The following is a 14,513-nucleotide window of genomic DNA, read 5'->3' on the forward strand; positions in this document are numbered from 1 at the left end:
CCCGGGCGGTAGGTTGAATTCCATGACGCAGCCCTCGCGATATGCGCGCCGCATGCTCCTGCCTCTGTCGATGGTGGTGTTCGCCGCGGTGTGGACCGGAGTCGCCGTGCTCGGTTCCGACGAGATGGCCGGGCACATCGGCCTGGACGGTGAGGTCACCCGCTGGGACTCGAAGTGGGGGCTCCTGAGCGGTCTCGGTCTCATCGCGGTGCTGGTCGCGGTGCTCTTCGGTCGCGCCGAGCGGATTCTGTCGCGCATCCCGGCCCGCGCAGTCAACTTCCCGAGCCGGCGGCGCAAGGCGTACTGGATGGAAGGTTCGAATCGGGACGAGTTCAATCGCCGGATGGGCGAGGACCTGGCGTTGATGGGCGGCGCGACACTGCTGATGATGGCCTGGCTGCTCGCGGCGTCGGCGATCATCGGCAGCGGCGACAGCGCGTCGTGGACCTTGGCGATCCCGGTCCTGACCTACCTGGTGGCCGTGCTCGGTTACACCGTCCACATCAGCGTCGGGTCGCGGTACGCGATCCCCGGCCACTGACACCGAAGGAGCCCGACGATGAGCGAGACGACAGACGCGGTGTCGGTGGAGGTCGACGCGCCGCTCGGGGTGATCACCCTGCGCGCGGCTCGGCGCCGGAACCCGTTGTCCACCACCACGATGAAGGCCGTCACGGCCGGACTCCGCCGATTCGACGAGGACTCGGACGTGCGGGTCATCGTGATCCGTGCGGAAGGTCCGGCCTTCTCGGCCGGGCACGACCTCGGTGAACTCGTCGACCGCACACTCGACGACGAACGCGCCGTTTTCGACACCTGCGCCGAGCTGATGCGAACCGTCCACGAGGTGCGCCAGCCGGTGATCGCGGAGGTCGCGGGCATGGCCTTCGCCGCCGGATGCCAGCTCGTCGCGACGTGCGATCTCGCGGTCGCCGGTCGCAGCGCGAAGTTCTCGACCCCGGGCGTACGGATCGGCCTGTTCTGCTCGACGCCGATGGTCGCGCTGACACGGGCCGTCGGCCGCAAGCGCGCCATGCACATGCTGCTGACCGGGGAGGCGATCGACGCCGAGACCGCTGCCGATTGGGGGCTGCTCAGCGGCGTCGTCGACGATGCAGATCTCACCACGACGGTCCGGGAGCTGGCGCTGCAGATCGCCGGCTCGAGCGCGCGTACGGTGTCGATCGGCAAGCAGGCCTTCTACAAGCAGATCGAGCTCGACGAGGCGTCGGCCTACGTGGAGATGGCGGAGACGATGGCGGCCAATGCGATGACGTGCGATGCGCAGGAAGGGATGTCGGCGTTCCTCGCCAAGCGTGCACCGGTGTGGACCGACAGCTGATCCCTCCGCTCCTGTTCCGCTGAGCTGAAATCGTGTGGTGCCCGACACATCCCGGTTCTTAGTCTTTCCTCATCCGAGGAAGGGATGGACCAATGCAGCCGCTCGTCTGTCAGACCTGCGACGCCCGCGTGTCAGTCGCGAAATACAGTCCTGCTCACACGAGCATCCAGTGGACCGCCGACGCCAAGCAGTCCTGTCATGAGATGGCGTCCGCGTCCGCCGTCGGGAACGCGAACTGCGGTTACGTTCTGCGCTGTGCGGCATTGGATCGCAGCATCGACCATGCGGTGACGCGCGGGGACATCCCGATGTCGACGAGGTCGGAGCCCCGTGTCCGTCCGCTGTCCGCCGGCGATGTCGTCGCCGGGTCCGCGGCCGTCGTGCCCTCCTGACCGTCGCGAAAACCTCATCCGCTCAGTCATTCTCATCGATCGCTTCGGGCATCACTCCCAGCTCGAGGCGATGTCTCGACGATTTCAGCCCCGTCAGTTCCAGCCCCTACACCCATTGGAGACATCATGACCGTCGAACAAGAAAGAATCGAGATCCGCAGCATCGACACCGGCACCAATCCGACGCGTTTCGCGCGCGGGTGGCACTGCATCGGGTTGGCGAAGGATTTCCGGGACGGCAAGCCCCATCAGGTCCAGGTCTTCGGTACCGACCTGGTCGTCTTCGCCGACTCGACGGGCGAACTCCATGTGCTCGACGCGTTCTGCCGGCACATGGGTGGCAATCTCGCCCGGGGCGAGATCAAGGGCGACACCATCGCCTGCCCGTTCCACGACTGGCGGTGGAACGGCAAGGGCCGCTGCGAATCCGTGCCCTATGCGCACCGGACGCCCAAGGTCGCACGCACCAAGGCGTGGACGACCATGGAGCGCAACGGCGTTCTGCTGGTGTGGCATTGCCCGCAGGGGACCGAACCCACCCCGGAACTCGCGATCCCGGAGATCGAGGGCTACGAGGACGGTGAGTGGAGCGACTGGACCTGGACGACGATCCACGTCGAGGGTTCACACTGCCGTGAGATCGTGGACAACGTCGTCGACATGGCGCACTTCTTCTACGTGCACTACCAGATGCCGGAGTTCTTCAAGAACGTCTTCGACGGTCACATCGCCGGCCAGCACATGCGCTCGTACGGACGCGACGACATCAAGACCGGTGTTCAGATGGATCTGCCGGAGGCACAGACCATCTCGGATGCGTTCTACTATGGCCCGTCGTTCATGCTCGACACCATCTACACCGTCGCCGACGGCACGACCATCGAATCCAAGCTGATCAACTGCCACTACCCGGTCACCACGAACTCGTTCGTCCTGCAGTTCGGCACGATCGTGAAGAAGATCGAGGGCATGTCCGACGAGCAGGCCGCCGAGATGGCGACGATGTTCACCGACGGTCTCGAGGAGCAGTTCGCGCAGGACATCGAGATCTGGAAGCACAAGTCCCGCATCGAGAATCCGCTGCTGACCGAAGAAGACGGCCCGGTCTACCAGCTGCGTCGCTGGTACAGCCAGTTCTACGTCGACGTCGAGGAGGTCACCCCCGATATGACCCAGCGGTTCGAGTTCGAGGTCGACACCAGCCGTGCACTCCAGAACTGGCACAAGGAAGTGGAAGAGAACCTGGCTGCTCCCAAGGAATGACAGTCTTCCCCTCGGCCCGATCTGGACAAGGTCGGGCCGAGGGGGCACCAGGTTTCACCCCTACGTGCCGAGATCGCCCGTCGCGCTCGCGGCGGGGTTCCGCATTCCGCTCACGAAGACCGTGATGATGGTGCGTGCCAGGTCTGCCAGGGTGTTCTCCGGCGTCGGGCGGAACCATCGCGAGGCGTGCCAGACCGCGTCGTAGATCAGCTCTTGGAAGACCCTCGGGTCGATGTCGGTGCGGAACTCGCCGAGGTCGACCCCTTCTGCGATCGCCTCCCGCCAGGCGATCTCCATCAGATCCGCGGTCGCCGTCATGTCGGCTTCCACGACCCGCTCGCGCATGTAATCGCCTTCGCGCCGCCAGATCGAGGTGGCGCCGTCGTACTGCTCGTTGGTCTCCAATGCGATCTCGGCGAGTGCCACGAGCCGCTCGACGGGCGCGAGACGGCGTGCCAGCACGTCCTCGCACCGGCTCGACAGGTCGAGGATGTACTCCCGCATGATTTCGGTGACGATGGCTTCCTTGGACGGGAAGTAGTGGTACAGAGCGCCCGAGTGCACTCCCACCGCATCCGCGATCTCTCGGATCGTGGTGGCGGACACGCCTTTACGTGCGAAGATCGCCGCCGAGCGGTCGAGTATCAGCTTTCTGCGTTGCAGCGGATCCACAAATCCCCACCCCTGTCAGCGTTCGGGCACCGTCCGTGCCGTGCACGGAGATTGTGCCACATTCATTGATCAAACGATCAATGAACCGTCTCGGAATGAGGAGTACACATGGTTCTCGATGATCGCGTCGCGCTCGTGACCGGCGCCGGCCAGGGAATCGGCCGGGGTATCGCCCTCGCGCTGGCCGCCGCTGGTGCGACAGTGGCCGTCGTCGGTCGTACGCCGGGCACGATCGAGTCGGTGGCCGGGGAGATCGTCGCCCGTGGCGGCAGCGCCGCACCGTTCACCTGCGACGTCACCGACGAGAGTGCGGTCTCAGCGCTCGTGGCCGCGGTGGCCGGGGAGTTCGGCGGTGTCGACGTGCTGGTAAACAACGCGCAGACGCCGGCGCCGGGGACCCTCCTCGAGATCGACGAGGCCACCTACCGGGCCGCCCTCGACTCGGGTCCGACGGCCACCTGGCGACTGATGCGCGACTGTCACCGGTATCTCTGCGGGGGCGGCGCGGTCGTCAATCTCGGTTCCGCCGCGGGTATCCGGTGGAATCCGTCGGGCACCGGCGCCTACGCGGCCGCGAAAGAGGCGGTGAGAGTGCTGACCCGAACCGCGGCCTGCGAGTGGGCGGCCGACGGTATCCGGGTCAATGCGATTCTCCCGCTGGCGAACTCGCAGACGATGGAGCAGTGGGCGCAGTTCGATCCGGAGGGTGCCGCAGAGTACCTGCAGACGGTGCCGCTGGGGCGTCTCGGTGATCCGGAGACCGACATCGGCCCGGCCGTGGTGTTCCTCTGCAGCGACGCCGCCCGGTACATCACCGGCCACACGCTCGCCGTCGACGGCGGGCAGGCGCTGGTTCGCTGAGGTCGGCCCCGGCTCAGCCGGCGCGCCGGACGGAACCGTTGTCGGACAGGGCCTGCCAGATCGCGTTCGCCGTCGCTCGGACAGGGGTTGCCAGAAGTGCGCCGTCGACCGTCTCGACCGGGCCGGTGACCGCGATCGCGCCGGCGCAGCTGCGCAGGTCGCCGATCGGTGCGGCCACACATGCCACGCCGAGGACGGCCTCGTCGCGCTCATAGGCTGTGCGGCGCTGACGTACGACGGCCATCTCGTTTCGCCGACGCGCCTCCTCGGCCGCCGAGGTCAGGACCTCGACTGTCGGCCTGCGACGCGCGGAACCGTTGTCGCAGAAGGCGAGCAGCGTCTTGCCCAGCGCCGTGCGTCCGGCGGGCTGCAGGCCCCCGATGTGCGTCGGCAGGGCGATGGGGCCGTATCCGACCTTGTCCAGGATTCGGACGTCGTTGCCCTCGAGCACGCCGAGGTGGACGACGAGTCCGGTGGTCGCATACAGCTCGTGCAGGAACGGATGCGCGATCTCCTGGAGTCCTGAACGCCGTCGGGCCAGCGCGCCCCACTCGAACAGTGACCGGCCGAGCGTGTAGGTCTGTCCGTGCCGTTCGACCCACCCCAGGTCGACGAGCTGGCAAAGGAGTCGATGCGCCGAGGATCGGGGGAGGTCCGTTCGATTCGACAGCTGTGAGAGTGTCAGCTCGCCGCCATCGCGGAACTCCTCGAGCAGGACCGCCGCACGGTCGATGACGGCGGGGGAGAAATCGTCACTGTTGCGCATGTGAACCTCCAGCGGGGCAGGCCGGGCGGTGGCCTGAGGGCGCTCGGTGGGGGCGCCCGGGGGACGGTCAGAGATCGATCGGGGCTCATTGATCAAGCGATCAATCAATAGGGAAAAGATAGCAGGACTGTGACGTGTGTCAAAGCCGTTTGCGCGAAAACGTCGAATCACAGCCGCGATGTGCATGGTGACCCGGTGGCGGGCTGTGGCAGCACGAACCGCCCGGCGGCCTGATAGGCCGTCGGGCGAGGCGGGGTGTTCGCTAGGAGAGTGAGTGCACCACGGCGCTCACGCCCCGGCGGAGCTCCTCGTCGGCGCTCGGATGGATGCGGGCGGCCGGGAAGGTCAGCGAGATCACCGCGACGCCCCCCGTGGACTCATGCGTCGCGCCCTGGCCGGCTACGTCGAATGTCGCTGCGAGACAGCGGATGTGTTCGCCGCTGTCGAGGGTGCGGTGGATGTCGTGGAACTGTGTCGGACCGCCGGCCTCATGCCGCGTCAGTGCCGCCCCCTCGGCCGTCTCACCCCGGCCGCGACGCTGGCCGACACGAGTGTCCAGGTTGGCGGCCGCCCACCGTCCGCCGATCTTCTCCAGCAACAGGACATCCTCGCTCGCGGCGACGGCCACGTGAACCGCGCCCCGTGTCCGACGGTAGAGCTGGTAGGCGACGGGCTGCGCCGCTTGGTGGACGCGGTCGTGTACCTGGGCGATCGAGCCCAACTCGGCCATCTTGGGGCCGAGGAGGTAGGTCGTGCCCTCGCGACGGATCCAGCCCACGGCCACCAGTTGCGTCAGCATCCGATGCGTGGTCGAGCGCGGAAAGCCGGTGCGTTCGGCGAGCTCGGTCAGCGTGAGACCTTCGCGATGCCGGAACGGCTCGAGCAGGAGGAGTGCGCGTCCGAGGACGGAGGGGGTCTGGCCGACTGGGGTGGTCACGATGCCTCCGACTATCAGCCCAGGTTCTCGGCCCGCGCTGATTGATTGATCGATCATTCAATGCGATGCTATCGCGCCCGGCGCGCGCAGGGAAGACGCTCGGGGACAAAAACGACGGAGCACCGCGACGACGTCGTCGCGGTGCTCCTCTGTGTGGCCGAGAGGCCGAGTGGTCGGGATGCTCAGCCCTCGCCGACCGGGATGAACGCCTTCAACGGCTCCGAGCCGCTCTGATCATGGCCCCAGTAGGCGTCGGCGGTGATCTCCTCGGAGGTGTAGTGCCGCTCGTCGACGAGCATTCCCTCCGTGCCGAACTCCAGGTCCCAGCCGCCGGGGGCCCGGACATAGAATGAGATCATCTTGTCGTTGGTGTGCCGGCCCAGCGTCGACGAGATCGAGAACTTCTGCTGGTTCACCCGGTCGAGTGCCTGACCGACCGCGTCGAGGGTGTCCACCTCGGTCATCAGGTGCACCAGGCCGGGCTCCTCGGTCGGCGGGGCCGGGCACAGCGCGAGGCTGTGGTGCCGCTCGTTGATGCCGAGGAAGCGGACGCGGGCCAGGCCCTCTTCGTCGAGCCTGATGGAGCCGCGCGGCAGGAAGCCGAGCACCTGGGTGTAGAAGTCGTACGACTCGGCGAACTGGGCGCTCGGGAGCACCACGTGTCCCAGTCCGAGGCCGCCGGTGACCCAGCGTCCGCCGAAGGGCGTCACGACGGGGCTGTGGTCGAGCACCGGACCGTAGAAGACCTCGAGCCGGGTTCCGGCCGGATCGTCGAAGGCGATGGCGCCCTCGGCGTCGATGTAGCCGGCTTCCTTGCGGGACATCACCGTGACGGCGACGCCGGCGGCCTCCACTGCCTGACGGACGCGTTCGAGTGCGAACTCGTCACGCACCTCCCAGCCGACGGCCAGTGCCTTGTCGGAATCGCCGGGCAGTACGGCGATCCGCGAACGACGCTCGTCGATCCGCGCGTACAGTGCGTCGGCTTCGGGGCCGCTGCCCACGGCCATGCCCAGGCCGTCGATCAGCAGCTCGCGCCAGCGCGCGACATCGGTGCTCTGGACTCGCAGGAAGCCGAGTCCGCGTAGTTCTGTCATCGTTGTCATCCTCGAGAAGTGTTGTCGGGTCAGATCATCGCGCGGTAGGCGCCCTGCGGGTCGCCACCGAGTTGGGTGAGGGCGGCCGAGTGGTAGATCAGTCCGGGGACGTGGATCGCGTGGGTCAGGCCGACGTGCGCGTCACGCCAGAAGCGCTGCATCGGGGTGTTGAGATGAGCCGCTGCGCCGCCGGCGCGGGCGAAGATCTCGTCCATCGCCCTGGTTGCGCGCCACGCGGCCGACACCTGCGTCCGGCGCCCCTCGGCCCGCTCGGCGAAGCTGATCTCCACGCCCTTCTCGGTCTTGTCCCAGAACCGGTCGACCATCTCCAGCAGGGAGACCCGCGACGCGGAGATCTCCGCTGCGGCCTCACTGATGGCGAACAGGACGTAGGGGTCCTCCTTGATCGGGATGCCGCTGACCTGGACGCGCTCCTTCTGGGCCGCGACGTAGCAGGCGAGTGCGCCCTCGGTCATGCCGATGAGTGCGGAGGTGATGCCCAGCGGGAAGATGTAGGAGAACGGGAACTTGTAGAGGGTCTCGTCACGTCCGGCGTGCTTCCAGCCCTGACCGCTCAGGACGATTTCCGCGTCGATGGTGCGGTAGGTGGGGATGAAGGCGTCCTTGACGATCAGGTCCTTGGAGCCGGTGCCGCGGAGTCCCACGACATTCCAGCTGTCGGCGTCGATCTCGTAGTCCGAACGCGGCAGCACGACGTGGAGGATCTGACCGGTGCGGTTGCCGTCCTTGTCGCCCACCGCGGCACCGATCATGACCCAGCCGCAGTGGTCGGTGCCCGAGGAGAAGGACCAGCGACCGTTGAGGACGTAGCCGCCGTCGGTCGGCACGGCCACACCCATCGGTGCGTACGGGGAGGCCATCCACATGTCGTTGTCGGCGCCCCAGATCTCGTTCTGCGCCTTGTCGTCGAAGGCGGCGAGTGCCCACGGGTGGACGCCGACGATGCCGGCGACCCAGCCGGTCGCGCCGTCGAGTGCCGCTGTGGCCATGACGGTCTCGGCGAACTCGCGAGGGTGCGATTCGAAGCCGCCGTACTCCTTCGGCTGCAACATCCGGATGACCCCCGAGTCGCGCAGGCTCTTCGCCGACGCATCGGTCAGACGCATCAGCGTCTCGCCCTCAGCGGCATCCGCGCGGATCTCGTCCGCGTGCTGCATGATTCTGTCCAATACCTGGCCCATGATGTGACCCTTCCTCGGGACGGCCTCGAGACGGCCGGAGACTTCCGTGTTCTTCCGAACGCACCCGCCTGGTCGGTGCAGGTGTGATGCGTCCTACATTCGCAGTGAGTGTGCGCTCGGCGCACGGGAGTTTCAGTTGAACGGGACAGCGGTGGTGGCCTCGGCCGGGTAGTCGGTAGGAAAGTGGTTGAACGGCCACCGCTTCCGACACCACAGGTCGTCTCGGAGAAGGGATCGCAGATGACAGACATCCAGGAGAAGCTCGACGCTCTGCTCGACCGGGTTCGGGTCCTCGAGGACAGAGCAGCCATCGGTGACGTGCTGAGTGCCTACGGCCCGGCCGTCGACGCGGGCGATGCCGAGGCGGTGGGCAGGCTGTGGGCGCCGGATGCCGTGTACGACCTCGACATCGGCGTCATGAACGGGCGGGCGGCGATCACCGAGATGGTGCGGACCTCACCCCACCAGGACTACATCCACGGTGGATGCGGACATCTGTTGGACCCCATCAACATCCGCCTCGACGGTGACACCGCGGTGGCGACCTGCCACTCCCTTCTCGTGCGCCGCAACACCGACGAGGATTCGTTCCGGGTGTGGCGCGCGAGCGCCAACCGTTTCGAGCTCGCGCGCATCGACGGGGAGTGGAAGATCACGCGTCGGACCGCCCGGCTGCTCGACGGCAGTGCCGACGCGCGCGAACTGCTCGGGCGCGCGTCGGACTGAACCGGCGGAAGGCGTCTCAGACCAGGCTGCCCTCGTGGACCGCACGATCGAACGCGGTCAGCGGGGCGCCGGTCCGCAGAGCGGTTGCCAGCCCCGGGTTGGCCAGGTGCAGTCGGCCGATCGCGATCAGATCGAACTCGCCGGATGCGATGCGGTCGTCCACCTCGCCGATGTTGTCCACCAGCGGCGCCGCACCCTCGATACGGCTGTCGCGCATGGGCTTACCGAGTCCCACGCTGCCCACGGCCATGACGCGAGCGCCGGTGAGCATCTTCGCCCAGCCCGCCAGGGACAGGTCGCTGCCCTCGAAGGCCGGCAGGTCGAATCGTCGGATGCTGGCGTCGAAGACGTCCACCCCGGCGTCGGCGAGCGTCCCGAGGATCACCCCGAGTTCATCGGGGGTTTCTGCGATGCGGGCGGTGTAGTCCTGCTGTTTGTGCTGGGAGAAGCGGAAGAAGATCGGTAGGTCGGGCCCGATCTCCGCGCGGATCGCCTTGACCACTTCGGCGGGGAAGAGGGTACGCGCGTGCAGGTCTCGTCCCCAGCGGTCATTGCGACGGTTGGTGTCGGCCCACAGGAATGCGTCGAGCAGATAACCGTGACCGCCATGCAGTGCGATACCGTCGAAGCCGACCTCGACCGCGTTCGCGGCCGCTGACACGAAAGCGTCGATGACATCGTCGATGTCGCGCTCGGTCATGGGCGGGGTCTCCGGCAGCGAGCGTGCCACGTAGTCATCGGAGTACGAGGTGACCCCGGGGGTGCCCCACCGGCCCGAGGGTCGCATCGGGCGGATCGCCGGGTCGACCTCACACATCGCGCCCCACAGCGGTCCCACGTGCCAGAGTTGCGGGACGATGCGCCCGCCTGCTGCGTGCACCTCGTCGACGACGGTTCGCCAGCCGGTCAGGGCGGCGTCGCCGTACATCCGCGGGACCGCCGGATTGTCCACCGCCGCCACGTGATCGATCGCCACGCCTTCGGTGACGATCAGACCGGTGCCGCCGGCGGCGCGTCGTGCGTAGTAGTGCGCGACGTCGGAGCCGGGGACACCGCCGGGGGAGGAGGACCGGGTCATCGCCGACATCGCGATCCGGTTGGGCAGCTCCATTCCCCGAATGCGCAGCGGCTCGAAGAGAGCGGAGGGGTTGTCGGGTGGCGCAGTGTGCTCGTCGGACGCGGGAAGACCGTCGGATACCGAAGGATTCTCAGACACGGGCGATCACAGCGCTTTCAGGAAACGGAAGAAGTGGGGGGGAGGAGTCCACGCGCAGGCGGGTGAGCTTTCGGTAGCTGATCAGCCACTGGCCGTTCACCTTTCGATACTCCTCGTGGTAGTGGCCGAAGCCGCGCAGATGGTACTCGCCGGCGTCGTCGGACCACCAGAGGTTGTCTTCCATCGCCCAGATGCCGCGCGCGGTGGTGGGCGAGGTGAGCACGATCTCGGGACTGTGCCCGTGATGAGCGGTGGTCACGGGGACCGGACCGTCGAGCAACGCGCGGATGGTCGACGCCAGCTTCTCCTTGCCCACCACGCGATTGGACTCGCCGTCGGTACGCGGCTGCTTGTCATCGGGTAGGCCGCCCCACGTCTCGCTGATGACGTCGTCGGTGTGCAGGCCGGCGTAGAGATGCCACTGCTTGGTGTCCATGCAACGCAGACGGACGGCGAAGACCCGTTTGATCTCCTCGATGGCGAGGAGCGCCTCGGCGGCGGACATGCCGTCCGGGATCCCGACGGACACGGCGTCGGTCTCGCTCATGCGGTGAGCCGATCGGCGGGGGAGTCGATCCCGAGCTTGCCGCGGAAGAAGAGGAGGGGGCGTTCCTCGCTGGGCGTCTCGAGTTCCAGCACCCGGCCGATCACCACGTCGTGGTCGCCTGCGGTGTGGACATCGTGGATGTCGGCGTGCACGCGCATCAGCACATCGGGCAACGACGGCGTCGACCAGTTGGACAGCTCCCAGTCCAGGCCGTCGAACTTGCGCCCGTCGCGGGAGCCGAACCGCGAACAGATGTCGGCCTGGTTCTCGTGCAGCACGTTCACCGTGAAGCGTCCGGCCCGCAGGATGCGCGGCCACGACCGGCCGCGGTGATCGGCACAGAACAGGACCATCGGCGGCTCCAGCGACACCGAGGCGAAGGACTGGCAGACGAAACCGGCGGGTCCGGAGTCGTCGAGCCCGGTCACCACGGTCACCCCGCTCGCGAACTGACCAAGCGCCTTACGCATATCAGTCTGGGACATCGCTTCGATCGACATCGTGCACCTTTCCGTTTGTCCGCCGTCGCCGAGAGGCCGGCTCCATCCACCGGGCCAGCGTAGGGTCCGCGGGCGTTCGCGCCCAGCACGCTTTCGTTCAGTGGGAAACCGACACGGCCGGTGTTCCGCTCAACTGGAGCGGTGCTGCACGACGGGGCGCAGCACTGGCAGCCTCACCGTTCATGAGCGTTGACGTCACCTATGGGGGCAGCCGCCGCAGGCTCGAGACGAGCCTGGGCGTGCTGCAGTATCACGAGGCCGGCGAGGGGCCTCCCTTGCTGCTGTTACACGGGTCCGGCCCGGGCGTGACGGGATGGCGGAACTACCGCGGGGTCATCGGCGAGCTCGCCGATCACTTCCGTTGCCTCGTCCTCGAATTCCCCGGCTTCGGCGTCAGCGATCCGGTCGACGGACATCCGATGGTGATGGCCGAGACGGCGGTCGGGGTGTTCCTCGACGGCCTGGGCATCGGATCCGCCGACATGATCGGCAACTCCATGGGCGGGATCGTCGCGACCAAGGTCGCCATCGCCGAACCGGAACGTGTCGGCAAGCTCGTCACCATCGGCGGCATGGGCAAGAACATCTTCTCCCCGGCGCCCAGCGAAGGCATCAAGCTGCTGATGGAGTTCACCGACGAGCCCACCCGCGAACGCCTGATCCGCTGGTTGTCGGCGATGGTCTACGACCAGTCTCTGGTGACCGAGGAGCTCATCGAGGAACGGTGGGGACTGGCCACCGAACCGGAAACCCTCGAGATCGCTCGACGCATGTACAGCACCAAGGCCTTCGCCGCGACGATGGCCGCCAACGCGATGGCCGACACCGTCCCGTACTGGGCACAGCTGCACAAGGTGACGTCCCCGACGTTGATCACCTGGGGCCGGGACGACCGCGTCAGCCCCGTTGACTCGGCGATCCTGCCGATGCGCGACATCCCCGACGCCGAGCTGCACGTCTTCCCCCGCTGCGGGCACTGGGCGATGATCGAAGCCCGCGAGGCCTGGTTGTCGGCCGTGCTGGCCTTCCTGAAGCGCGGTGCGGCATGACGTCATCGGCCGCGCGGACACAGCCGACCGGGACGCCGGCGAACACCGGGGAGTGGCGCGGCGCCGATCTCGGCAGTCGAACCGTTGCCTATGACGAACGCGACGCGATCCTGTACGCACTCGCCGTCGGCGCTCGGGCGGACGAGCTCGACCTCGTCTTCGAGAAGCGGTTGCGGGTGCTGCCGACCTTCGCGCTGACGCTCGCACAGTGGGCCCCGGACGAACTCGGCGCACGCGGCGCCTTCGATCCGACCACTGCTCTGCACGGCTCGCAGCAACTGGACGTGCTGGCCCCGCTGCCACCGCGCGGTGAGGTGACCATGACGGCCTCGGTGGGCGAGGTGTGGGACAAGGGTTCGGCAGCGGTCATCGAGGTGGTGGTCCGCAGTGACCACTTCGTCGCCACCTGGTCGCTGTTCGCCCCCGGCGCAGGCGGATTCGGTGGCGATCGCGGACCGGGTAGGCCACCGGCATCGGATGCGGCGCCGACGATCAGCGGTCCGGTGCGTACGACCGAGAACCAGGCGGCGCTCTACCGGCTGACCGGTGACCGCCATCCCATCCACATCGATCCCGCGGCCGCCGCACGGATCCACCAGCCGCGCCCGATCCTGCACGGGCTGTGCACACTCGGTGTCGCGGCGCTCGACGTGGCGCGGCTGATCGGTGCCCATCCGGCGGATCTGCGTTCGCTCGACGGGCGATTCGCCACCGCGATCTTCCCCGGCGACGACGCGGAACTGCGGGTCTTCGGCGACGGGCGCGAGGTGATGTTCGACATGGTGAGCGGTGGCAATCCGGTCATCGCGAACGGGGCGGCGGGTTTCCACGAGTCCGAAGGGCGGAACTGACCATGACCATCACCGATGTGGCCGAGCAGGTCACGACTTCCTCGCGTGCGGTGCGGCTGGAGGTGGCCGCCGTGATCGAGGAGACCGCGGATGCACGCTCACTGGTGTTCACGGTGCCGGCCGATCGTCGAGCCGACTTCGCCTACACGCCGGGACAGTTCCTGACGCTGCGCATACCCAGCGAGGAGACCGGCTCGGTCGCCCGGTGTTACTCGCTGGCCAGCTCGCCGTTCACCGACGAGCTGCTGAAGGTGACGGTCAAGCGGACCCGCGACGGTTATGCGTCGAACTGGTTGTGTGACCACATCTCCGCGGGTGACACGCTCGAGGTGCTGCCTCCCGCGGGGGTCTTCACCGCCAAGGACTTCGACGACGATCTGCTGCTGTTCGCCGCCGGTAGCGGGATCACCCCGGTGATGTCGATCTTGAAATCGGCTCTGAGCCAGGGGTCGCGGAAGGTGGTGCTGCTCTACGGCAACCGCGACGAGAAGTCGGTGATCTTCGCCGCCGAACTGCGGGAACTCGCAGCTGCACACGGCGATCGGCTCACGGTGATCCACTTGCTGGAGAGCGTGCAGGGTCTGCCGACCGTGCCCCAGCTCGCAGCGCTCGCCGCCGCCTACGCCGACCACCGCGTCTTCCTGTGCGGCCCGGGCCCGTTCATGGACTCGGTTCACGCGGCGACGGCGTCCGCCGGGTTCACCCGGGACCGGGTGCACGCCGAGGTCTTCACCTCGCTGTCCGGTGACCCGTTCGCCGACGTCGAGCTGCCCGACGTGGACGCCGATGTTGGTGATGCGGCGTCGGTGACGGTGAACCTCGACGGGCAGGAACACGAGTTCCCCTGGCCCCGCACGGCGACCCTGGTGGATGTTCTCCTCTCTAAGGGGATCAACGTCCCGTTCTCGTGCCGCGAGGGTGAATGCGGTTCGTGCGCAGCCACACTGACCACCGGTGAGGTCGACATGGACAACAGTGCGGTCCTCGACGAGGAGGACATCGCCGGCGGGATCATCCTGGCCTGCCAGGCACGGCCCCGCAGCGAGACCGTCAGCGTGGAGTTCTAGCATTCACGTCCCCCGGATCGCACAG

The 14,513-nt window shown here is 67.5% G+C and carries 17 protein-coding genes; 9 read left to right on the top strand and 8 right to left on the bottom strand.

Translation table 11 applies throughout. From position 1 onward, the window contains the following. Positions 1-22 precede the first annotated feature (22 nt). From GOALK_RS03585 to GOALK_RS03600, 4 genes are all read left to right on the top strand, one after another. Positions 23-541, top strand: coding sequence for an SdpI family protein (locus GOALK_RS03585; RefSeq protein WP_006357428.1), 519 nt, complete (start codon positions 23-25; stop codon positions 539-541). A gap of 18 nt (positions 542-559) precedes the next feature. Then, positions 560-1,342 carry an enoyl-CoA hydratase-related protein gene (locus GOALK_RS03590; protein WP_006357429.1) on the top strand — a complete coding sequence of 261 codons (783 nt, stop codon included), beginning with the start codon at positions 560-562 and terminating at the stop codon, positions 1,340-1,342. Between the two features lie 203 nt (positions 1,343-1,545). Next, the gene (locus GOALK_RS24175) at positions 1,546-1,734 is read left to right on the top strand and encodes a hypothetical protein (RefSeq protein ID WP_231380820.1); all 189 of its coding nucleotides are present in this window, start codon (positions 1,546-1,548) and stop codon (positions 1,732-1,734) included. 126 nt (positions 1,735-1,860) lie between these two features. Further along, positions 1,861-2,997: a 3-ketosteroid-9-alpha-monooxygenase, oxygenase component gene (locus GOALK_RS03600; protein ID WP_006357431.1), complete on the top strand. Its 1,137-nt coding sequence runs from the start codon at positions 1,861-1,863 to the stop codon at positions 2,995-2,997. Between the two features lie 60 nt (positions 2,998-3,057). Here GOALK_RS03600 and GOALK_RS03605 read toward each other — a convergent pair whose 3' ends face one another. Continuing rightward, positions 3,058-3,669, bottom strand: a complete 612-nt coding sequence (locus GOALK_RS03605; RefSeq protein ID WP_006357432.1) for a TetR/AcrR family transcriptional regulator — start codon at positions 3,667-3,669, stop codon at positions 3,058-3,060. Positions 3,670-3,777: 108 nt separating this feature from the next. Here GOALK_RS03605 and GOALK_RS03610 point away from each other — a divergent pair, with 108 nt between their 5' ends. Next, complete coding sequence (locus tag GOALK_RS03610) at positions 3,778-4,530, top strand: SDR family NAD(P)-dependent oxidoreductase (RefSeq protein ID WP_006357433.1); 753 nt, start codon at positions 3,778-3,780, stop codon at positions 4,528-4,530. Positions 4,531-4,543: 13 nt separating this feature from the next. Here the strand turns inward: GOALK_RS03610 and GOALK_RS03615 are convergent, their stop codons facing one another. The 4 genes from GOALK_RS03615 to GOALK_RS03630 form a co-directional block, all read right to left on the bottom strand. Further along, positions 4,544-5,296, bottom strand: coding sequence for an IclR family transcriptional regulator (locus tag GOALK_RS03615; protein WP_006357434.1), 753 nt, complete (start codon positions 5,294-5,296; stop codon positions 4,544-4,546). Between the two features lie 262 nt (positions 5,297-5,558). Continuing rightward, the gene (locus tag GOALK_RS03620; RefSeq protein ID WP_006357435.1) at positions 5,559-6,233 is read right to left on the bottom strand and encodes an IclR family transcriptional regulator; all 675 of its coding nucleotides are present in this window, start codon (positions 6,231-6,233) and stop codon (positions 5,559-5,561) included. Positions 6,234-6,415: 182 nt separating this feature from the next. Then, positions 6,416-7,330, bottom strand: a complete 915-nt coding sequence (bphC, locus tag GOALK_RS03625; RefSeq protein WP_006357436.1) for a biphenyl-2,3-diol 1,2-dioxygenase — start codon at positions 7,328-7,330, stop codon at positions 6,416-6,418. A gap of 29 nt (positions 7,331-7,359) precedes the next feature. Beyond that, positions 7,360-8,532 carry an acyl-CoA dehydrogenase family protein gene (locus tag GOALK_RS03630; RefSeq protein WP_006357437.1) on the bottom strand — a complete coding sequence of 391 codons (1,173 nt, stop codon included), beginning with the start codon at positions 8,530-8,532 and terminating at the stop codon, positions 7,360-7,362. A gap of 240 nt (positions 8,533-8,772) precedes the next feature. Here GOALK_RS03630 and GOALK_RS03635 point away from each other — a divergent pair, with 240 nt between their 5' ends. Then, positions 8,773-9,258: a nuclear transport factor 2 family protein gene (locus GOALK_RS03635; RefSeq protein WP_006357438.1), complete on the top strand. Its 486-nt coding sequence runs from the start codon at positions 8,773-8,775 to the stop codon at positions 9,256-9,258. 16 nt (positions 9,259-9,274) lie between these two features. On the opposite strand, the gene GOALK_RS03640 is transcribed toward GOALK_RS03635, so the two are convergent. The 3 genes from GOALK_RS03640 to GOALK_RS03650 form a co-directional block, all read right to left on the bottom strand. Next, a complete protein-coding gene (locus GOALK_RS03640) occupies positions 9,275-10,384 on the bottom strand; it encodes an oxidoreductase (protein WP_040003976.1) in 1,110 nt (369 codons plus the stop codon). 82 nt (positions 10,385-10,466) lie between these two features. After that, on the bottom strand, positions 10,467-11,021 hold the full coding sequence (locus GOALK_RS03645; RefSeq protein ID WP_006357440.1) for a nuclear transport factor 2 family protein: 555 nt from the start codon (positions 11,019-11,021) through the stop codon (positions 10,467-10,469). After that, on the bottom strand, positions 11,018-11,521 hold the full coding sequence (locus tag GOALK_RS03650) for a flavin reductase family protein (RefSeq protein WP_006357441.1): 504 nt from the start codon (positions 11,519-11,521) through the stop codon (positions 11,018-11,020). The genes GOALK_RS03645 and GOALK_RS03650 overlap by 4 nt, the downstream gene beginning before the upstream one ends. A 182-nt stretch (positions 11,522-11,703) precedes the next feature. Here GOALK_RS03650 and GOALK_RS03655 point away from each other — a divergent pair, with 182 nt between their 5' ends. From GOALK_RS03655 to GOALK_RS03665, 3 genes are read left to right on the top strand one after another with little or no spacing between them, the layout of a single operon-like run. Continuing rightward, positions 11,704-12,570 (top strand): alpha/beta fold hydrolase, encoded by an 867-nt coding sequence (locus tag GOALK_RS03655; RefSeq protein WP_006357442.1) that lies wholly within the window; start codon positions 11,704-11,706, stop codon positions 12,568-12,570. Then, complete coding sequence (locus tag GOALK_RS03660) at positions 12,567-13,421, top strand: MaoC/PaaZ C-terminal domain-containing protein (protein WP_006357443.1); 855 nt, start codon at positions 12,567-12,569, stop codon at positions 13,419-13,421. Before GOALK_RS03655 ends, GOALK_RS03660 begins: the two co-directional genes overlap by 4 nt. A gap of 2 nt (positions 13,422-13,423) precedes the next feature. Further along, entirely contained in the window at positions 13,424-14,488 is a 1,065-nt protein-coding gene (locus GOALK_RS03665) for a ferredoxin--NADP reductase (protein ID WP_006357444.1), read from the top strand. The last annotated feature ends 25 nt before the right edge of the window (positions 14,489-14,513 follow it).

The organism is Gordonia alkanivorans NBRC 16433 (genome assembly GCF_000225505.1).
GTDB classification, from domain to species: Bacteria; Actinomycetota; Actinomycetes; order Mycobacteriales; family Mycobacteriaceae; genus Gordonia; species Gordonia alkanivorans.